Here is a 21,222-nt window from a genome sequence, read left to right as displayed (position 1 = left end):
TGAATAGCAGCCCGGCCGCTTTGCAGTTCGGGCGCTTGCAGCCATCATGCGAAATCAGGCCGATGCCATCGTTCTTGTTTCAGGTGCGGACAATGCTCCGCCAGCGCGTTGAAGCAAAGCGCCCAGCCCGAACAGCATGGCTATAAACCAGATGAATATGCCAAGGAACGGGATCAGGGTCAGCAGGAATAGAGCGACAATGCCAAGGAGCGGCCAAAGGATGCGGGCAGAGCGCGTAGCCGGCGGCTCGGTTTGCCTGGTCGCCAGTCTACGCGCGATCATCCCCGTACAATAGCCAGCAACAGCGAAGGCGATCGGAGTCAGCGCGATTGCGATCACAGTGATGAGGATGCCGAGCGGTATTCCAAACACACTCATGAAAAGCACCAGCGCAAATATCGGGACGACGAATGCGAATAGAGCGCCGATGCCAAAACTTCGCCACGGGCGGTTTTGCATTTCCCGCGATGCGGAACGCATCAGTCCGGGCGCTGCCAGAACCAGCCCAATTGTTATGACAGCATAGCTAAGCAAGATCGATAGACCTGCAAACAGCAGTAACCGCCCCATTTCCCGCCCCGCATCTTCCGGTTGCGAATAATCGGGCGCGGGCAGCTGTTCCTTGCGGCCTGTGACAACAGCGCCGGGTTCGATCACAAGATTTTCGGTACGATACAGCAAATCGCCACCAATCCGTGCCTGTGGGCCAAGGACGATTGTATCGCCCGACAGCCGCGCCGTTCCGGCAATTGGTGAATTCACATAGATCTCGCCTGCACCGATGCGCAGATCACCGCCGACAGGTGCTTCCATGCGCACATTACCGCCGGCCAGCACTGCAGTGTCGCCAATATCGAAGCCGCGCTCAATGAAGAGATCGCTGCCGAAGGCGATCAGATCGTCTGCCACAACAGCGCGGCTCAAGCGCACTTCGCCGCCGGCAAGGATCAGGTCCTGCAAGGTCGCATCGCGCACAGCGATTTCCCCGCCTGCGATGAACAAGTGGTCGGCGCTTGCACCGACAATCTCGATCGTTCCGCCCGCAGCGAAAAGATCGTCGCTTGTCCTGGTCGAAACAGACAGGTCTTCGCCGGAAACGAATACCATGTCGGTTTCTTCCGCAGTCTCTGGGGAGGTGTTGGTGGCAATTTGCGTATTCTCGATTGCGTCGCCGCTATCTGTTATTTCGCCAGTCGGTTGATCTGTCTGCTGATCTGTCGGTTGGCCTGACGTTTGCGCCCCGATTGTTGCGGCACCCAGCAAAGCGATTGCCGCTAGAGCAGCGCGGACCCCGGGGCTCAATTGTCGCATACTCATGTCGCACCTCCCCAACGTATGTTGCCGACAAGCTGGCGTGTTCGGGTTGGCCGCGACATCCGTAGATATCCTGAGGTCAGGATCATTCTCGCGCTGGTAGGAAAGCCGGACCATCCATTCCAGTTCTAGCCGACGCGAATTTCCCGACATGAAACGGCATTCAGACAATCCGGCGATACCGCAGGCGCGCGCTTCAAGCGCAGCCTTGCCCGATCCGGTCCTTCTTGAGGTCGTCGATATCCGCAAGGCTTTCGGCCCGCGCGATGTCCTCTCTGGCGTGTCGCTAAGCGTGTCCAGCCAGGAGGTTGTGGGCCTGTTCGGGCGTGACGGCGCCGGCAAGAGCGTAACTTTCTATTGCATTCTTGGCCTGCTGTCCTGCGATGCAGGGCGCATCGTCCTTGCCGGCACAGACATATCCGGCCTGCCCTTTTATCGCCGCGCTGCGCTTGGCCTCGGGTATCTGCCGGAGCAGCCTTCGATCTTTCGCGGACTATCGGTAGAAGATAACATTCTCGCTATGCTCGAAATCGTCGAGCCCGATAGGAATAGCCGCCTGGAGCGGTTGGAAGACCTGCTTGACGACCTGCGGATTGCGCATTTGCGAAAAGCGAAGGCGACTTCGCTGTCCGGCGGTGAGCGGCGGCGGTGTGAAGTGGCACGGGCGATGGCGCTTGATCCGCTGTTTGTCCTGCTGGATGAGCCTTTTGCCGGTATCGACCCGCTGACAATCGCGAGCATCAAGAGCCTGATCGGAGATTTCCGGCGTCGCGGGATTGGTGTCCTTATCACCGATCAGAACGTGCCCGAGATGCTGGATGTCATCGACCGCGCATATCTGATCGACGAGGGAACAACGGTGTTTTGCGGAACGCCGGAGGAGATGCTCGATGATCCTGTCGTGATCAGCCGCTATCTGGGTGCTCTGGACGATTAGGCTTGCGAGGCGAAGCTCAAAGCGCGTGGACTGCGTGCCCGGTGTCCGCGAATGAGCTCAAATTGGCGATGGTCGTTTCGGCAATGGCAGCAAGCGCTTCCTGCGTGAAAAAGCCCTGATGTCCCGTGATGACGACATTGGGGAAAGTTATCAGCCGGGCAAACATGTCATCCTGGATCACCTGCTCCGATAAGTCGTGGAAGAACAGTCCGTCTTCCTCTTCGTAAACGTCGAGACCGAGTGCGCCGATCTTGCCGGATTTCAGACCATCTATCACCGCCCGTGTGTCGAGCACTGCGCCCCGGCTGGTGTTGATGATCGTGACCGCCTGTTTCATCGCCGCAATTTCACGCGCTGACAAAAGATGCTTCGTGTCCGCTGTTAGTGGACAATGCAATGTCAGGATATCGACCTCGCGGCAAAGCGTGGACCAATCGACATAGCGCACGCCCATCGCGCGGCACTCATCATTGGGCGCTGGATCGCACGCGATGACCTTGCAGCCGAAGCCTGTTCCAATGCGCGCCACGACGTTGCCGATCGCACCCGTTCCGACAATCCCGAGTACCTTTTCATGCAGATTGAAGCCAAGCAAACCCTCCAGCTCGAAATTCCCTTCTCGAACACGGTTGTGCGCGCGGTGCAGCTTGCGCGTCAGCATCAACAGCAATGCAAACGTATGTTCAGCTACGGCGTGCGGAGAATACGCGGGAACCCGCGCCACAGTAATGCCCAGCCGGCTGGCGGTCTGCAGGTCGACATTGTTGAATCCGGCGCACCGCAAGGCGACCAGTCGAATGCCTTGCCGGTGCAGTTGGACAAGCACTTCTTCACTGAGTTCATCGCAAACGAAGGCGCAAACAGCATCATATCCTGATGCAAGCACAGCGGTCGAATTATCGAGCCGTGCATCAAGGAAGGTCAACTCATGGGCATCGTCAGCATTTGCTCTGGGCAAGAAGGCACGATCGTGCGCCTCGGCGCTGAAGATTACGACTTTCATCTGAACCGCCCTCCAGCCCTTGTAGCCTAGGGCATCTCAACAGGTGCCGCGTTCGGCGGGGCGTTCTATCGTCGATTCCAGATCCGCAATTACCTGACGTGCGACAAAGGCGCGCTCTTCGTTGCCTGGAACAGCGCCGCGGTGCATCACAATCTCGGCATGGGCCGTGAACTGTTCTACTGTCCGTAAAGTCACCCGGTCGGCCCAGAAGGGCTCGCGCAGCCCTGGATGCCAACGGCGCCAGCCGATGCGCGGATCGTAATAATCCCAATAGGGCCGCCAGTATCCATAAGCCGACCCCCAATATGGAGAGTAGTTGTACTCCTCGAACGTTCGCGCATCGCGTTCAACCAGGCGATCAGCGATAACAAACCAGTCATACTGTTTTTGCAGCGTAAGTTCGGCGGAGCGGTAAAGCAGATAGCCTTCGACCCGCTCTCGCGATGTGAAGCAATTTCCGGTGAAAGTGACGCGGTAACGATTGTCCGCCAGTCGTTCTTCCGAGAATCCGCCAGATACCCGCTGACCTGGCAAATCCGGCTGGTATGGCGTGGGCGTCGCACACGCTGCAAGCACCGCAAAGGCAGCAAGTATCAAGCCCCGACAGGTATGAAGCGGGTTCATGAAAGTCATCGCGGCAGCTCCTTTTTCGAATTTTTGTGCCGCGATTCTCGGCGCGCAGGCATTGCTGTGACATCCGTAAGCATACGTAACGACGGGCATTGCGAATTGCGCTTCAACAAGGCGTCAAAACGTAGCCGACAAGGTGTCGGCCGTGGACACAGACACGCAGCTGGAGAAGTCTAATGAGCGCGCTAGGGCTACGGCAATTCGATAAGGCAGTGCAGGATGCGAACATCTGGCTTGATGACCTGATGAGAGCGCTCGACTGGGACGACAAGGCCCGCGCCTTTCGGCTGTTGCGAAGCACGTTGCATGCCTTGCGCGACCGGCTGCCGGTGGCCGAAGCGGTCGACCTTTCGGCGCAACTGCCGACCCTTATCCGAGGCGTGTATTTCGAAGGGTGGACCCCGCGCGCAACTCCCACGAACGAGAAAACCGCAGAGGATTTTGCCGACAAGATCGACGGCGCCTTTCCCGAAGGTCTGAACATTGACCCCATAACGCTTGTCGAAGGCGCGCTGGAGGTGATCGCAAGCCATGTGAGCGAAGGGGAAATCGATAATGTGAAGGGCTGCCTGCCGCCCGATATCAGATCGCTCTGGCCGCGCACCATGGCCTGATCGCGGACAAGGACGCGCAGACTGAATGCGGGGCCGCCACGCTGGCGTCATACAGGGAACTGCCAGAGGCCATTTTCCGGCGAACCGGACAGGTCAGAATGCACAATCACACGTGACCTCAGGAGAAGCAGATGTCAGTTTTTCGCACCCGATCGACCGAGGTTGAAGCAATCAAGCCGCGGCGCTTTTCCAACAGCGAAGCGCTGGCTGACTGGGAGGTGTGCACCTCGACAACTGTCGGTGTGCCAATCACTATCACGCCAGCACGGCGGGAAGACCGGGCCTTGCTGGAGGCTTTCTTCGAACGTGTCAGCCCGCAAGACCTGTATTATCGTTTCCTGACCGGTATGAAGAAAGTCGACAAGCAGCGGATCGACGCGATGGTCCGCGATGATGATGATTTGAGCATCGACTTTCTGGCGCTTGATAGCAAAACAGAAGAGATACTGGCCACCGCCATATTGGTGGCGGAAAATGACTTCGAGACAGCGGAGTTCGCGATGTGCACGCGTGACGATGCGAAAGGCAAAGGCATCAGCTGGGCGCTGCTCGACCATGCTGCCCGCTATGCCGAAGCGATGGGCGTGAAACGGATTTATTCATTACAAAGCGCGGCCCATTCCGATGCTTTGCAGCTCGAGCAGGAGATGGGCTTCAAGGTTCGGCCAAGCCCGGATGACCCGGCGCTGAAACTCGTCGAGAAAACCTTCTGAACTGGTATGGATGAAGCGCTATCACCGCGCATCTGGCACACGCTGGATGCGCGCGATGCGCTGGCCGCGCTCAACTCATCATTAACGGGTCTGAGCGAGGTTGAGGCGGAGCGGCGGCTTGGGCAATATGGCCCGAATATTCTGCCTGAGCCAAGCCGCACGCGTCCACTGGGTATCTTCCTGCGCCAATTTGCCAACCCGCTGATCTACCTGCTGCTGTTCGCCGGCCTGCTGTCGCTGGCGATCGGTGACCGGTGGGACGCGTGGTTCATTTTCGGTGTGCTTGGTCTTAATGCGCTGATCGGCGGCATTCAGGAATTGAAAGCCGATGCCAGCGCGCAGGCGCTGCGTATGCTGGTGCCGCAAACGGCACGGTTGCGGCGCACAGGCAGGATTTTCGATATGCCTTCGGCGCAAATCGTGCCGGGCGATATTGTGGAGTTGGAGAGCGGGGTGAAAGTTACCGCTGACATCCGGCTGATCACAGCGCAGGGTCTGCAGATAGACGAATCCCTGGTGACCGGGGAGTCCATGCCGGTGATGAAATCTGCAGAGGCAAAGGTGGCCGCGGAAGCTCCGCCAGCCGAACGTTTGACAATGGCCCATGCGGGAACTGCTATTGTCCGCGGGCGGGGCAGCGGTGTTGTCGTGGCGACCGGAAGCAACACTGTCCTTGGCCATATCGACAGGACGCTACAAGCAGCAGGTGAGAGTGCAGTCGAAACGCCGATGGTGCGGCGTATGGAGGTGCTGGGGCGACAGATTGCGATAGCTACAATGGCGCTGATTGCGGTCCTTTCGATCCTGCTGTTCCTGCAGGGTGAGGATTTTCGCGAGATCGTTTTGCTGGCGATCGCGCTTGCAGTTTCGGCCATTCCTGAAGGATTGCCGATTGCCGTAACGGTCGCGCTGTCTGCTGCTGCCAACCGTATGGCAAGGCGCAATGTGATCGTAAGGTCCCTGCCTGCAGTTGAAGGGCTGGGGGCTTGCACCGTAATCGCCAGCGACAAGACCGGAACGCTGACCCTTAATCGTCTCTCGGTAGAATGTCTGGCCTTGCCCGATGGCACGCTTATCAGGCGGGCGGACTGGCTTGCCGATGGTGAGTTACCGGGCCTGGCAAAGATCGGGAAGGTAGCGGGATGGTGCAACGAGGCACAATTGACCGATACGGGCAGCCCGGTTGGCGATGCTGTCGATATTGCACTGCTTGATCTGGCCCGCGAGGCGGGCTGCGATCCCGCAACATTGCTGGGGGAGTCGCGGCTGGACCATCTTCATTACGAACCCGCACTTCGGCATGCCGCAGTAGCGCTCGGCTTGCCCGATGGCGTCAGGATTGTCGTCAAGGGGGCGCCGGAAACGATTCTTGCAATGTGCGAAGACGCCGGGCCCGAGCACCGCGAAATTGCCGAACGTCTGGCGGCCGATGGATACCGGGTGATCGCCTTCGCGCAAAAAACCGTGCAACGGCTGGAAGGGCCGCTGCGCCAGAGTATGTCAGGGCTGGGCATAGTGGGATTTGTCGGATTGGCGGATCCGTTGCGCCACGGAGTAATCGATGCGATCCGGACCTGCCAGGCGGCGGGCATTGATGTGAGGATGATAACCGGCGACCATCCGCGAACTGCGCTGGCAATTGCCAATCAGCTGGGCATGCACATTGATTTGCAAGATGTGGTCACGGGCGCACAGCTGAAACAGCACGATCCGTCCTCGGCGCTGTTTGTCGATCTTGTGATCGGCGCCAAGGTGTTCGCGCGGACCGAACCCGATCAGAAGCTGGCAATCGTCCTTGCGCTTGAAAAGTCGGGTCAGATCGTCGCGGTGACAGGCGACGGAGTAAATGACGGGCCGGCATTGCGGGCAGCCGATATCGGCGTCGCGATGGGGCGCAGCGGCACCGACGTGGCCCGCAGTGCAGCGGACCTGGTTTTGGCCGATGATAATTTCGCCACTATCGTCGCCGGGGTTGAGGAAGGGCGCATCACTTTCGTAAACATTCGCAAGATCGTATTGTTCATGCTGGCCACGGGTCTTGCGGAAATCTGTATGTTCCTTGGCGCACTGGCATTTGGCCTGCCAATGCCGCTTACGGCAGTGCAGCTCCTTTGGCTCAATGTCGTTACCAATGGCGTGCAAGATGTAACGCTGGGATTCGGCAAGGGGGAGGGCGACGAGCTGGAGCAGCCTGTGCGCGCAACGCTTGCCAGGCTGATTGACCGGGAGGCAATCATTCTCATGTTGCCGGGGGCACTGGCGATGACCGGCATTTCCGTGTGGGTCCTTTCCACCATGCTCGGGGCCGGAGAAACGATTGACGCCGCGCGCAACGCCGTGGTGCTTACAGTGGTCTTCTTCCACTTCGCCTATCTTATCAGTATCCGCCACCTGCACCGGCCATTCTGGCGCTGGCATCCACCGGAAAACCTCTGGATGTTCGGCGGAATGGCGCTTGCGATAACGTTGCAATTGCTGGGAATGAACTGGGGGCCGTTGCAGACAATCCTCGGACTGTCCCCCATTGCATCATCCGTCTTGCTGCAATGCCTTGCCGGCGGAGTGCTGGTGCTTGTCGTGACAGAGACCACCAAACGCATCGTTTATCGACCGCGCTGCTGATCCGCATGATCTGCGACGCAACCATCTGACCAGAGCGGCTTTTCCCAAGCCGAATCGAGTCGCGGAGATCGTCCGGCTGGATATTGATCGGCTCGCCGCGAGCCGCGTTTCGCCCGGTTATTTGCCTCCATTCGCGACGCAATAGCCTGAAAGCAAGACAAAATTCCCGGAAGTTTTACAATCATGGCCTGAGAGTTGTAAAACACTGTGGTGGAAGGAGCTGAAAAGGCGATTGAAGGTTATGTCAGCGGAAGATGCAGTATTTATGGCCAACCGGAACATAGCAAACTTCGCGAGCAGGCTGGCATCCGAAAAAGATCCGGCGAAGCGTCGCACTTTGCGGCAATTACTGAAAGAAGAGCGCGCCAAGTTGACTGCCTGGCAGGAGCCGCGCCGATCCTAGGTTCACGATACTCCCCGATACCGCATGATACTGCCTGATACGGCCTGATACGGCCTGATACGGCCTGATACGGCCTGATACGGCCTGATACGGCCTGATACGGAGAGTCACCTATAGGCTCGATCTGGGTGCGCGAGCATATTTGCCAAAGAGGTGAAGACTTCCCTTCACTGCTCAGTCGAGGACAGAGCCATGGTCTTTGGCAACGCCAGAGTATTCTCCGAAGCCAAGAGCGAACAGAGCCGTTTCACCCTTTCGGCTTCGGATGAAAATTATCGCCGTGGCCAGTCAACGAACGAGCCGCGCCTGCTCGCGTGCATCGATGATCTTGACGGAGTCCATTCACTCGCGCCGCACGCCCTTGCAGTGGCATGTAGCCTCGGCCTGAAAGTCACCTTTGCCCGCGTTATTGAATTGCGGCGCCATTTCTCGTCCCCGGCGGACCCGATTACATGGCATTCCCGGCAATGTGCCGAACGGGAGAACCTGCGCAAGCTGGTCTCCGGACAATCCAGAGAGCCTGCGGAAGGTGGCGCATTGCCTGCACCCCGGTCGGGCACCGATCAGGCAATCGACAGTGTATTGCTTGCCGGCAATCCTGGGGAGGAGCTGGCAGATTGGGCGAAAGCGCATGATACGTCCGTGATCGCGATGCACCGCCGCGACAGCCACAACGGGCCAGGGCTGGGCGCGACTGCGCAGGCATTGATGAACGATGGCAATTCCTCGCTGCTGCTGGTTCCGCCCAAATCGCTTGGGGATGCCAGATACCGGCGCATCCTGGTGCCGATTGATGGCTCGGCCCGCGCGGAAAGCATCATGCCGCTCGCTCGCCGGATCGCACGGACTCATCGTGCAACCCTGATCCTCGTCCATGTCGTGCCGAAGGTCCAAGAGATATTGCAGCCCCGGCGATCCAGTCATCCTGGCCTCGTCGCTGAATTCGAGGCCAGCTGCGAGGAAGGAGCCCGTGCAAAAATGGAAACGCTGCGCCGCCGCAGCGTTGAGGATGGCGTTCCGGTCCGCGTGATGACCGTAGGGCCGGCGGACGCGCGAACGGAACTGTGCCGGATCATTCGCGACCAGAGGGCGGACATGGTGGTAATGTCATCGCACGGCTGTACCGGGCTGGAAGATATCCCTTGTGGCAGCGTAACCGACTATGTCGCGGGACATAGCGACATTCCGGTACTGATCGTGCGGCCCAATATCGAATGCCGCTTTGGCCCAGAGCCAGTGAGCTGCGTGGCACCGTCGGCCTTTCGCTTTCCCTGATGCACGCCGCGCTGGACCAACAAAGTCCGCTTGGCTTCGAAAGTGTTACGGCTGCAATCGCAGAGCGGCACAGGATCGTTTCAGGACCACCGCAAGCGATGCCCGTCTGGTCCGAGATTGGCGCTGTTCGCCGCTGGCTGGAGCGCGCCCGGAGAGCGAGTGTCGATCCTCCTCCAGATGCAACCAAGGCTGCCGAATGGTTTCTGGATAATGATTACCAGGTGCACCGTGCGATCCGCCAGATCGAGCAGGATTTGCCTGCCGCGTTTTATCGCCGGCTGCCTGCACTTGGCCCAGATACGGGTCCAGATACGGGCCCACAAACTGGCCCGGTAACTGGCCCGATAACTGGCCCTGTAACTGGCAGCGAACCACGTGTCGCCATGGTAGCGCGCGAGCTGTTGATAGCGAGCCACCTGCAATTGACGCACGCCATCGCAACTGACTTTGTCACAGCATATCAGCGCCATGATTATCTGACGATTGCCGAGTTATGGGCATTGCCGACCATGCTGCGCATCGCCTGCATCGAGATGCTGATCATGGCGATGGCGGAATTGTTCGAAGATGCGTTAGCGCAGCCTGTCGAGATTTCGCCGCGTTCTTGCGAATCTGCTTCGCTTGAAGCAACCGAGCGCGTGGCGCGCTGCATCACCAATCTGGCGACTATTGCGGCGATCAATTGGAACGATTTCTTCGACGAGGTGAGCTTGGTGGAGGCCGCCTTGCGCGAAGATCCATCGGGTGCATATGCGGCCATGGATTTCGCCACCCGCGATACATACCGCAATGCTGTTGAGCGCATGGCATCAGCGTCCATGCGGGATGAAGTTTCGGTCGCGCAAATTGCAGTCAAACGGGCTGCGGCCGAGACCGGTCACACGGTTGAGCAGCATATAGGGTACTGGCTAATCGATGGCGGCCGCGACATCTTCGAGCGTGAACTCGGATTACATCTTGAACTCCCCGTCAGGCTGCAACGGCTGGTCCGCACATATCCGGGCTGGTTTTATGCTTTCGCGATCATAATCGCCGGGACAGGCTCGCTGTTGCTGCCTGCCGCATATCTGTGGTGGATGGACGCAGCGCCGGCACAATGGATGCTCGGGCTGGCTGTAAGCCTTTTGCCAGCTTCCGTTCTTGCATTCACCGCCGTGCATTGGGGAGTAACCCGGCTATTGCCGCCATCGGTTCTGCCGAAGATGGATTTCGACAACGGAATGCCTTGCGATGCCAAAAGCGCCGTCGTCGTGCCTGCCATGGTCTCCTCGGTCAGCGATATTGCGAACCTTGCCGAACAGTTGGAGACGCATTGGTTTGCAAATGCGGATCCGCGCCTTTGCGTAGTCCTTCTGGCAGATTTGCCCGATGCCGAAAGCGAGGAAATGCCTTCGGACGAGACGCTTCGCGAAGCCCTGGTACAGGTGATACGCGATCAGAATAGGCGACACCCACGCACGCTACCGGAAGGCGAGCAAACAGATCAGCCAAGTGGCCCGTTCCATCTGCTCTTGCGGTCAAGGCTGTGGAACGAAAGCGAAGGCTGCTGGATGGGGTGGGAACGCAAGCGCGGCAAGCTGGAGCAATTCAACCGGCTGCTTGTGGACGACGACCGAAGCAGTTTTTCACTTCACGAAGGCGATCCGCGCAGCTTGGCCGGCATTCGCTATGTAGTGACAGTCGATGCCGACACGCTCCTGCCTCCGGGATCGGTGGCGAGGTTGGTCGCGACGCTGGCGCATCCATTAAATCACGCGCGCTTTGACCGGCGTACAGGCCGTGTGCTCAGGGGATTTGCCCTGCTGCAACCAAGGGTGGAAATTTCTCCTGCTGCCGGGATGCGAACCTTGTTCGCCCGCCTATTCACCGGAGATACGGCGATCGACATCTACAGCCGCGCGGTTTCCGACATTTATCAGGACCTTTTCGGAGCCGGCATTTTCGTCGGCAAGGGCGCCTATGATTTGCGCGCATTTCACGCAAGTGTGGATGGCCGGATGCCGGAAAATCGCATCCTCAGTCATGATCTGCTGGAAGGCGCGCATGGCCGCGCGGGGCTTGCCACGGACATCGTGCTTTATGAGAATTTCCCTGCGACCTATCCCGAATATGCCCGCCGTTTGCACCGTTGGATACGGGGCGATTGGCAATTGCTCGGCTGGCTTGGCCGGCGCGTGCCCGGCCCCAATGGAAAGCGACTGCCAACACGGATTGCCGGCATCGATCGATGGAAGATGCTGGACAATCTGCGCCGCAGTCTGGTGGCGCCGGGTTCGGTTGCGATGGCTATGGCCGGGTGGCTGGTTCTCCCTGGCAGTCCATGGTTCTGGACTTTCCTGGTCGCGTTTGGGCCAGGAGGGCAATTGGCCACCGATCTTGTCAGCGGCCTTGCCCGGGGCCGCCGGATTGGTGCCAGCTATGGCCTGGTTTCCCGGTTGAAAGACCAGGCGGGCCGGTGGTTGCTGGCGATGGTGTGCCTGCTGCACGAGGCGCTGCTTTCACTACACGCTATTGCAGTGACACTGTGGCGCAGCTTCGTCAGCCATCGCCATCTTCTGGAATGGACTGCCGCGGCCCAAGTTGCTGCCCGGCATTCAGGCGAGACCGCGCGCCGCGCGATCTGGCGGGAAATGGGCCCGAGCGTGCTTGTGGCAGCGGTGATCGCGTGTGTCTTGCTGTTCGTCAGGCCTGCGGCCTTGTCTGCCGGATTGCCACTGCTCGCCGTGTGGCTGGTGGCGCCGGAAATCATGCTGCGCGCAAGCCAGCCTCGCCAGCCAGCTGTCGATCCGCTGAACCCGGAAGATATCCGCTATCTGCGCCTGCTGGCTCGCCGCACCTGGTATTTCTTCGAACAGTTCGCCGGACCCGTGGACAATTGGCTGCCGCCTGACAATTACCAAGGGCCACCGCATGAAGAAATCGGTCACCGGACCTCGCCGACCAACATCGGCATGTTGCTCACATCCAGCGCATCGGCATGGGATCTGGGTTATCTCGGGCGAATTGAGCTGTTGGCCCGCGGCTGGAATGTAATGGAAACACTTTCCCGCATGGAACGGTATCGCGGGCATTTCTACAATTGGTACGAAACGCTCCATCTGCGCCCGCTGGAGCCGCGCTATGTTTCGACGGTGGACAGCGGCAATCTGGCAGTCGGGCTGATCGCCTTTGCGGAAACTCTGCGCGAGGCAGGTACGGACACCGCTCTGGAACCGCAGCGATGGGAAGGTTTGCGTGATCTGATCGACCTCATGCGCGCAAGCGCGAGCAGGTCTGAAAATGCGCACGAGCTGGAAGTTGTACTGGCGCAGTGGGAAGCACTTACCAAATCCGAGGTGCCCACAGCGGAAGAACAGGCCCGGCAGCTCGATACCATGTTATCCGAGCTGCCCTTGCTTGAAGAGATCACGGAATTGATCTGCGAGCATGACGGGGGTCTCGACCCTGCAAGCGCACGCGATCTGGTCGGATGGCTAGAGCGGCTTGGCGACCATATCACCGATATGCAGCGTGATCTTTCAGCGGACGGGGACGCAAATGGCGAGTTCGACGCGCTGGCCGCCGAGGTTGAAGCGCTCGCATGGTCGATGGACTTCGCCTGGCTTTACGACAGGCAGCGGAAGTTGTTCTTCCTCGGTTACAACATAAGCACCGGTCAGATCGACATGCACCGGTACGACCTGCTGGCATCGGAAGCGCGGCTGGCCAGCTTCTTTGCGATCGCGAAAGGCGATGTGCCGCTGGAACACTGGTTCCATCTGGAACGCCCGGTCACACGGGCGGCTGGCGGGCTGGCGCTTCTGTCGTGGAATGGATCGATGTTCGAATATCTCATGCCGCGACTGCTTCTTCGCAGCGGCTCGAACAGCCTGCTGGAAGAAAGCGAGCGTATAGCCGTTGCGGTGCAGCGCCTTCAGGGGCGCGCAAATGGAACGCCGTGGGGGGTCTCTGAATCCGCCTATGCCGAACGTGACCCAGAACACCGGTACCGCTATCAGGCATTTGGCACGCCGGGTCTCGGGCTGAGACGCGGTCTTGCACGCCATCACGTCATCGCGCCTTACGCGTCCGCATTGGCTCTGGCGATTGCGCCGCGACAGGCCGCCGCCAATCTTCGGGCAATTTCGGCGCTTGGTGCGGAGGGGCGTTACGGCCTGTGGGAAGCGCTGGATTTCACGCCTGAGCGCAAACGCGAAGACGCGGCATTCACGCCTGTGATCGCATATATGGCGCACCACCAAGGCATGCTGCTCTGTGCAATTGCCAATGCATTGACGGATGATGTGATGGTTGCCCGCTTTTCCCGGGATCCGCAAATGCGTCTGGTGTCATTGCTGCTGAGCGAACGCATCCCGCATGACTTGCCACCCGAATTGCCGCGGCTGGACAATCTAGAGAATACCGGTCCGTCCACACCGGTGGCAGAATACCATGTATGGACCCCGCAACTTTCGGCTTATCCGCAGGCGCTTGTGCTGGGCAATGGCAGGCTGTCGAGCTGCATTTCCGATAGCGGCGGTGGTGGTCTTGGATGGCACGGGCAGGCACTTACGCGGTTTATTCCTGACTCGACCCGCGACGCGGAAGGCTTGTGGATTTATATTCACGAGGAGGAGGCAGAAGCGACGTGGTCCATTACCCGTCAACCGACAGGCAAGGTCGCAGATGAAAGCCAGATAATTTTTTCGCCCCATTGCGCCGAGTTCCACAGCCGGATCCGCCAGATTGATCACAAGCTTGAAATCGCGATCGGCGGCGGTGACGATATCGAGGTTCGCCGGGTCAGCTTCGTCAATGAAAGCGACAGACTGCGCAAATTGCGGGTCACCAGCTATGCTGAAACCGTGCTTGCGCCGCCGCTCGAATATGAACGGCACCCTGCGTTCAGCAAGCTTTTCGTCAGTAGCCAGTTTATCGAGCGGCTTGGCGGGCTGATGATCCGGCGGCGCCCGCGCCGGCCCGAAGATACTCCGCCTGTGATCCTGCATTATGCCATCGACGGTGATGGCCCGCTTGATAACCTCAGCTACAGTGCGGACCGGCGGGCTTTCCTCGGGCGCGGGGGAACGTATTCTGATCCGCGTGGCGCTTGCGAACCGCTTGATGGGTCAATCGGCTTCACGCTTGATCCGATCATGGCCTTGCAGACCGAGATTGTTTTGGCGCCCGGCGAACGGCGCGAGATGTGCTTCATCACGATTGCCGGAGCTTCGAGCAGTTCCGCGCTCGAAATCGCGGCGCGGTATGCGTCACTCGGAGCGGTGGATTGGCTCATGCGGGATGCTGCCATCGATGCCGCACATTCCGCCCACGGGGCGCGCATAACGCCGGATTTGCTTCCGGTTATACAGTCGCTCGCTTCCGCGCTTGTCTATCCGCATTCCGGCTTGCGCTCTGGCCAGCATTTGCTGCGGGCGAATGAATGGGGGCAGCGGCAATTGTGGCCGATGGCGCTATCGGGCGATCTGCCGATTGTCTTGCTCCGGGTGACCGGCGTAGAAGACAGGCTGGTTGAGGAATTGTGCGGCGCCCACAAGTTCTGGCGCAGCCGCGGCCTTGCGGTAGATCTGGTGCTTTTGCAAACAAGCGGATCATCATACGCCGCTTCGTTCACAGGAGAACTGGCGGACTTGCTCGCCAGCATCGGCGCGCATGATATGCTTGGCCGGAATGGCGGCATCCATTTGCTGTTCAGCGATCAGGTCGGAGCGCAGCATGTACGGCTGCTGGAAACTGTCGCAGCGGTGGTGCTTGACGATGACGGGAGGTCTATCGCGGCGCAACTGGAGCAAGGCCGGCAAACAGGCGGACGCCTGCCCCCGATCATCCCGACGCTGCCGCCGGAATCGCAGGACGGCAATGTCCTCGATACGTCGGAAAAACTGTTGTTCGACAATGGCATTGGCGGATTCAGCTGTGATGGGTCGGAATATGTGATCCGGCTCGGTCCCGGCCAGACCACTCCCGCGCCGTGGATCAACGTGCTGGCCAATGAAAATTTCGGAACCTTGGTTACAGAAGCAGGCGGCGGCTTCAGCTGGAGCATTAACAGCGGAGAGCAGCGGCTCACTACGTGGACCAACGATCCCGTCAATGATCGCCCTAGCGAAGTGCTTTATCTGCGCGATGAGGAAAGCGCATTGGTCTGGACGATAACACCGGGTGCAGCCCGCACAGATGCACCATGCGAGATTCGTCATGGCCGGGGCTGCTCCACATGGCGCACCACTGCGCAGGGACTTGAACAGGAGCAGAGCGTCTGGATCGTACCCGGCAACCCGGTCAAGATCGTCCGGCTCCGGGTGCGCAATCTGAGCGACCGAGCGCGGCGCATAACGGCAACCTATTATGCCGAATGGTTGATGGGTTCGCTGTTCGGAACTGCACGGCGACATATCACCTGCACTTTCGACGCGGACGCGCAGGCGATCCTTGCGCAGAGTCATTGGAACGCTGAATTTGCCGGGCGCGCGGCTTTTCTCACGGCCACTGTTCAGCCACATGGCTTCACGACGGATCGCTGTGAATTTTTGGGGCGCGAAGGAGATCTGGCACAGCCAGAGGCGCTGTCGCGCTGGGGGTTGGCGGGCACGCAGGCGACTGGAGAGGATCCGTGCGGCGCCTGTCAGATCCATCTCGATCTGGCGGCCGGAGAGATGAAGGAGATAGCGTTCATCCTTGGTGAAGGGGCCAATCGGGATGAAGCTGCCGCGTTGGCAAAGCTTTGGCGCGAGGGCACGAAGTGGCAGGGAACCGGCGTTGAGGTGGCAGAGGCCTGGTCTGATCTGCTTGGCCGGGTAGAAGTTGAAACGCCGGACGCCGCTTTCGATTTGATGGTCAACAACTGGCTGATTTATCAAAGTCTTTCATCACGCATTCTGGCACGTAGCGGTTTTTACCAGGCGAGCGGTGCCTACGGTTATCGCGATCAATTGCAGGACATGCTCGCCCTGCTGCCGTTTGATCCGCAAAGAGTTCGCGCTCACATTCTCGAATGCGCCGCCCATCAGTTCGAAGAAGGTGATGTGCTGCACTGGTGGCACCCGCCGGCAGGGCGCGGCGTGCGCACACGCTGTTCCGACGACCTTGTTTGGCTTCCCTACGCTGTCGCGACATATGTTCGCGCGACGGGCGACCTTTCCATCCTGGAAGAAAAGGTGCCCTATCTGACGGCACCCGAGCTGCGCGCTGACGAGGAGGACCGCTATTCCGAATTTGAACGCACGGATCAACGCGCGCCCATTCTTGAACATTGCGAGCGTGCGCTGGAGCGCGTCGATTATGGCCGTAACGGACTGCCGCTGATCGGTGCCGGTGACTGGAACGACGGAATGGACCGCGTTGGCCGCGAGGGGCGCGGTGAAAGCGTTTGGCTAGCATGGTTCGTTTCCCTGACTGCGGCGATGATGGCGGATATCCACCGCCAACGTAATCATAAGGCGGAGGCTGATTTCTGGCAGGCCAGGGCGGACCGGTTGCGGCAAAATGCCGAAGATGCCGGCTGGGATGGCGACTGGTACCGGCGCGCGTTCGACGATGCGGGTAACCCCCTGGGCTCTGCTACGGAAGAGGAATGCCGGATCGACTCGATCTCGCAAAGCTGGGCCGCTTTTGCCGGAGCTGATCCCGCACGCGTCAGCCGGGCGCTGCACTGCGCCAAGGAGGAGTTGATCGACGACACAGCGGGCTTGGCGCGGCTGTTGTGGCCGCCATTCGACAAGGGCCCGCGTGATCCGGGATACATCAAGGCCTATCCCCCCGGAATTCGCGAGAACGGCGGGCAATATTCGCACGCCGCCGCATGGCTCGGCCTTGCCTTCGCCCAGCAAGGAGACGGTGACGGGGCGCTGGAGATTTTCGACATGCTCAGTCCGGTGAAGCGTGTGGCAACGCCGGAGGACGCGGAGACTTACCGCACCGAACCCTATGCCATCGCCGCCGATATTGGCGGTGTGGAACCGCACCGCGGGATGGGCGGGTGGAGCTGGTACACCGGCGCTGCCGCATGGACATGGCGGCTGGGCGTAGAAGGAATACTCGGCATTACGATGCGTGGAGGCGGATTGCATATCGCGCCGGCCCTACCGACTGCATGGCCAGGTTACCGGGCCACTTTCCGCCGCGGAGATGCGGCAATCGTAATTGTGGTGGAGCACGTAGGCGAAGACCGAACCTTCGCGATGAGCGTGGACGGCGAGCCATGCGATGGTGCCTTCGTGGAATTTCCCGGTCCCGGAAAGACCCGCAAGGTTGTGATGCGGACCCGCGATCTCGCCCAAGCAGGAGAAGCATGATGGGGTCACCCCTGGTACTGGATTTCGCTGAATTGGGCAGAGCTGACGTCGCGCTGGTCGGGGGCAAAAACGCATCGCTTGGGGAAATGATCGGTGCGCTAATGCCCAAGGGCGTTGCAGTACCTCCGGGTTTCGCCACAACGGCCGACGCATTCCGCCTCTATCTGGCGCACAACCAATTGGAACAGCTGCTGGCTGACCATCTGGAGGCCCTGTCCTGTGGTGATGCGAGCCTTGCAGAAACTGGTCACGCAATTCGCGCTGCAATCGCGGGAGGAACATGGCCGGAGGAACTCGAACAAGCCATCTGTTCGGGTTACCGCAACTTGTCCGGGCGGGTTAGAATGGCAGAGCCACCGGTCGCCGTACGTTCTAGCGCCACGGCAGAAGATTTGCCCGAAGCCAGCTTTGCCGGGCAACAGGCAACCTTCCTCAATATCGCCGGGGAAGAAGCGCTACTGAATGCCTGCCGCGAATGTTTTGCTTCGCTCTACACAGACCGGGCAATCAGTTACCGCGAGGCGCATGGCTTCGCACACGCGGCGGTGGCGCTGTCCATCGGTGTCCAACAGATGGTGCGCGCCGATCTTGCGGGCTCGGGCGTCATGTTCTCGATCGATACCGAAACCGGTTTTCCCGGAACAGTCCTGATCGATGCCACCTGGGGACTGGGTGAAAATATCGTTCAGGGCGCGGTCAATCCCGATAGCTGGCAGGTGTTCAAGCCATTGCTCGATGACACTTCGCTCGTGCCCATTATCGCCCGCCAGCGCGGTGAAAAGGCGATCAAGATGATCTATGCCGAAAAAGCGGACGGACCGACAAAAAATATCGAAACCACCCCTGAGGAGCGCGGCAGCTATGTGCTGGAAGACGCAGAGGTGCTCCAGCTTGCGCGATGGGCGGTCGCTATTGAAGATCATTACGGCTGCGCGATGGATATGGAATGGGCAAAGGATGGTCTGACCGGCGATCTCTTCATCGTGCAGGCACGCCCTGAAACGGTGCAATCAAGAGCCAAGACAGCGACATTGAAAGACTATGCAATGTCAGCCAGCGCCGCGCCCATCCTGACCGGCCTGGCTATCGGTCATGGCATCGCCAGCGGCACGGTCTGCCATATCGAGAACGCCGCCGATATCGACAGGTTTGTCGATGGTGCAATTCTGGTGACCGGTACGACCGATCCAGACTGGGTGCCGATCATGCAGCGGGCATCGGCCATTGTGACCGATCATGGCGGGCGCACCTCGCATGCGGCTATCGTGGCGCGGGAATTCGGCCTGCCTGCCATTGTCGGTGCGACCGATGCGACACGTTTGCTGGAGGACGGCCAAATGGTCACGGTAAGCTGCCTCGGCGGAGAGACCGGCGCGATCTATGACGGCCAGGAGGACTACACAGTCCGCATTCTCGACCTGGGCAAGGTTCCGGATACTCGCACCAAGGTGATGCTCAATCTTGCCGAGCCATCGGCAGCGATGCGATGGTGGCGCCTGCCCATCGACGGAATTGGCCTGACACGGATGGAGTTCGTAATTGCCAACGAAATTCGGGTGCATCCCATGGCGCTGGTTGATCCTGCGGCACTGGAAGACGTCGAGGCGAAAGCTGAAATCGCGGCGCTCACCAAGGGATATGACCGGGCGGCTGACTATTTCATCGATCACCTAGCGCGCGGCCTGGCGAGAATTGCCGCGGTCGCGCATCCACGACCCGTCATCGTGCGGATGAGTGATTTCAAGACCAATGAATATGCCAGCCTGATCGGTGGCAGCGCGTTTGAGCCGGTGGAAGAAAACCCCATGCTCGGATTTCGCGGCGCGTCGCGCTATTATTCCGACCTTTACCGTGCAGGCTTTGCATTGGAATGCCGCGCCATCAGCCGCTTGCGCGAACAGCTTGGCTTTACCAATGTTGCGGTCATGATCCCCTTCTGCCGCACAGTTGCAGAAGCTGACAAAGTGCTTGGCGTCATGGCCGAAGAGGGGCTGGAGCGGGGTGGAAACGGACTGCAAATCTACGTCATGTGTGAGATCCCGTCCAATGTCGTGCTGGCAGGAGATTTCGCACAGCGATTTGACGGGTTTTCGATTGGCAGCAACGACCTGACCCAGCTCACGCTTGGCATAGACCGCGATTCCGATCTGCTGGCCGATCAATTCGATGAACGCGATCCTGCCGTAGAGTGGATGATCAGGCATGTAATCGCCGAGGCACACCGGCACCGCTGCCAAGTCGGATTGTGCGGTCAGGCCCCTAGCGATCACCCTGAATTCGCGCGCTTTCTGGTGGAATGCGGGATCGATTCAATCTCGGTAACGCCCGACAGTTTCGTCGATGTCAAACGTCATGTCAAAGAAGCCGAAGCGGCGCTCGCCGTAGTTGAACCTCCCAAATCGCTTACCGGAACGCATAGCCTATGAACGGGATCGCCGCGCTGACAATGAACCCTGCGATTGACGTAGCCTACTCGGTCGAACAGCTGGAGCACACGCGCAAGCTTCGTGCTGACGATGCGAGTGTCGACCCGGGTGGTGGCGGCATCAACGTGGCGCGCGTTCTGGTCAGGCTGGGTAACAATGTCCGTTGTTTCTATCCATCGGGCGGAGCGGGAGGCGTTGCTTTCGATAATCTTGTCGACTTGCACCAATTGGTGAAGACACGAATTCCCATCGCGGGTTCGACCCGCTTCAGTACTGCCATTCTTGAACGATCGAGCGGGCACGAATTCCGCTTTTCATCTACCGGGCCGGAATTGCAGGAAGCAGAATGGCAGGCCTGCCTTGACGCCATTGCCACGATGAAGGGCGATTATCTGGTTGCCAGCGGCTCGCTTCCGCCCGGCGTGCCAACCGATTTTTACGCCTCGGTATGCCGCATCGCCCACGAGAAGGGGGCGCGCTTCGTGCTCGACACCTCAGGGCCGCCGCTGAAAGCATGCATTGCACAGGGCGGCGTATTTCTCGCCAAACCGGGACGGCTGGAATTTGAAGCAATGGTCGGAAGGCCGCTTGCCGATGACAAGACGCTAGAAGCTGCAGCGCGCGAGATCGTTGATCAGGGGCTGGTTGAAAACCTTGCCGTAACGATGGGAGAGGGCGGCGCGCTGCTGGCTACACGAGAGGCGACCTTGCGATTGAGTGCGGCGGAAGTCGAAGCACGCAGCACGGTCGGGGCGGGGGACAGTTTCGTCGCGGGGATGGTCCACGCCTTTGCCATAGGAAGCGATGCCGCAGAGGCCTTCCGCTACGGTGTTGCTGCCGGAGCAGCCGCGGTTTTGACGCCAGGGACCGATCTTTGCAGGCCTGCCGACATGGAGCGGCTTCTGGAACACATGCCGGTACCGCAGTAGGCGCTGGCACCGGCGATTACGAACATTTGCGTACTTACCCCATCTCGCAAATCCTCCACCGT

General features: G+C 59.6%; 11 protein-coding genes. 8 read left to right on the top strand and 3 right to left on the bottom strand.

All coding sequences use genetic code 11. The features are described 5' to 3' along the window. Positions 1 to 54 precede the first annotated feature (54 nt). The gene (locus AB731_RS12930) at positions 55 to 1,317 is read right to left on the bottom strand and encodes a polymer-forming cytoskeletal protein (RefSeq protein ID WP_156167467.1); all 1,263 of its coding nucleotides are present in this window, start codon (positions 1,315 to 1,317) and stop codon (positions 55 to 57) included. Positions 1,318 to 1,465: 148 nt separating this feature from the next. Here AB731_RS12930 and lptB point away from each other — a divergent pair, with 148 nt between their 5' ends. Further along, the gene (gene lptB / locus AB731_RS12925) at positions 1,466 to 2,251 is read left to right on the top strand and encodes an LPS export ABC transporter ATP-binding protein (RefSeq protein WP_047094439.1); all 786 of its coding nucleotides are present in this window, start codon (positions 1,466 to 1,468) and stop codon (positions 2,249 to 2,251) included. A gap of 16 nt (positions 2,252 to 2,267) precedes the next feature. On the opposite strand, the gene AB731_RS12920 is transcribed toward lptB, so the two are convergent. Together AB731_RS12920 and AB731_RS12915 are read right to left on the bottom strand one after the other, a co-directional pair. After that, entirely contained in the window at positions 2,268 to 3,254 is a 987-nt protein-coding gene (locus tag AB731_RS12920) for a 2-hydroxyacid dehydrogenase (RefSeq protein ID WP_047094438.1), read from the bottom strand. 36 nt (positions 3,255 to 3,290) lie between these two features. Further along, the gene (locus tag AB731_RS12915) at positions 3,291 to 3,887 is read right to left on the bottom strand and encodes a CC0125/CC1285 family lipoprotein (RefSeq protein ID WP_047094561.1); all 597 of its coding nucleotides are present in this window, start codon (positions 3,885 to 3,887) and stop codon (positions 3,291 to 3,293) included. Between the two features lie 173 nt (positions 3,888 to 4,060). Here AB731_RS12915 and AB731_RS12910 point away from each other — a divergent pair, with 173 nt between their 5' ends. The 7 genes from AB731_RS12910 to AB731_RS12880 all read left to right on the top strand — a co-directional run bounded on the left by AB731_RS12910 (position 4,061) and on the right by AB731_RS12880 (position 21,160). Continuing rightward, complete coding sequence (locus tag AB731_RS12910) at positions 4,061 to 4,498, top strand: DUF2267 domain-containing protein (RefSeq protein WP_047094437.1); 438 nt, start codon at positions 4,061 to 4,063, stop codon at positions 4,496 to 4,498. A gap of 131 nt (positions 4,499 to 4,629) precedes the next feature. Beyond that, a complete protein-coding gene (locus AB731_RS12905) occupies positions 4,630 to 5,211 on the top strand; it encodes a GNAT family N-acetyltransferase (RefSeq protein ID WP_052769068.1) in 582 nt (193 codons plus the stop codon). Between the two features lie 6 nt (positions 5,212 to 5,217). Further along, positions 5,218 to 7,833 carry a cation-translocating P-type ATPase gene (locus AB731_RS12900; RefSeq protein WP_047094436.1) on the top strand — a complete coding sequence of 872 codons (2,616 nt, stop codon included), beginning with the start codon at positions 5,218 to 5,220 and terminating at the stop codon, positions 7,831 to 7,833. Between the two features lie 595 nt (positions 7,834 to 8,428). Continuing rightward, positions 8,429 to 9,511: a universal stress protein gene (locus tag AB731_RS12895; protein ID WP_047094435.1), complete on the top strand. Its 1,083-nt coding sequence runs from the start codon at positions 8,429 to 8,431 to the stop codon at positions 9,509 to 9,511. Then, positions 9,451 to 17,805 carry a GH36-type glycosyl hydrolase domain-containing protein gene (locus tag AB731_RS12890; protein ID WP_052769067.1) on the top strand — a complete coding sequence of 2,785 codons (8,355 nt, stop codon included), beginning with the start codon at positions 9,451 to 9,453 and terminating at the stop codon, positions 17,803 to 17,805. The genes AB731_RS12895 and AB731_RS12890 overlap by 61 nt, the downstream gene beginning before the upstream one ends. After that, positions 17,802 to 20,231, top strand: a complete 2,430-nt coding sequence (gene ppsA / locus AB731_RS12885; RefSeq protein WP_047094434.1) for a phosphoenolpyruvate synthase — start codon at positions 17,802 to 17,804, stop codon at positions 20,229 to 20,231. Before AB731_RS12890 ends, ppsA begins: the two co-directional genes overlap by 4 nt. Further along, complete coding sequence (locus tag AB731_RS12880) at positions 20,228 to 21,160, top strand: 1-phosphofructokinase family hexose kinase (RefSeq protein WP_047094433.1); 933 nt, start codon at positions 20,228 to 20,230, stop codon at positions 21,158 to 21,160. Before ppsA ends, AB731_RS12880 begins: the two co-directional genes overlap by 4 nt. The last annotated feature ends 62 nt before the right edge of the window (positions 21,161 to 21,222 follow it).

Source organism: Aurantiacibacter marinus (genome assembly GCF_001021555.1).
In the GTDB taxonomy this organism is placed as follows: Bacteria; Pseudomonadota; Alphaproteobacteria; order Sphingomonadales; family Sphingomonadaceae; genus Alteraurantiacibacter; species Alteraurantiacibacter marinus.
This window is presented reverse-complemented; position numbering and strand designations above follow the sequence as displayed.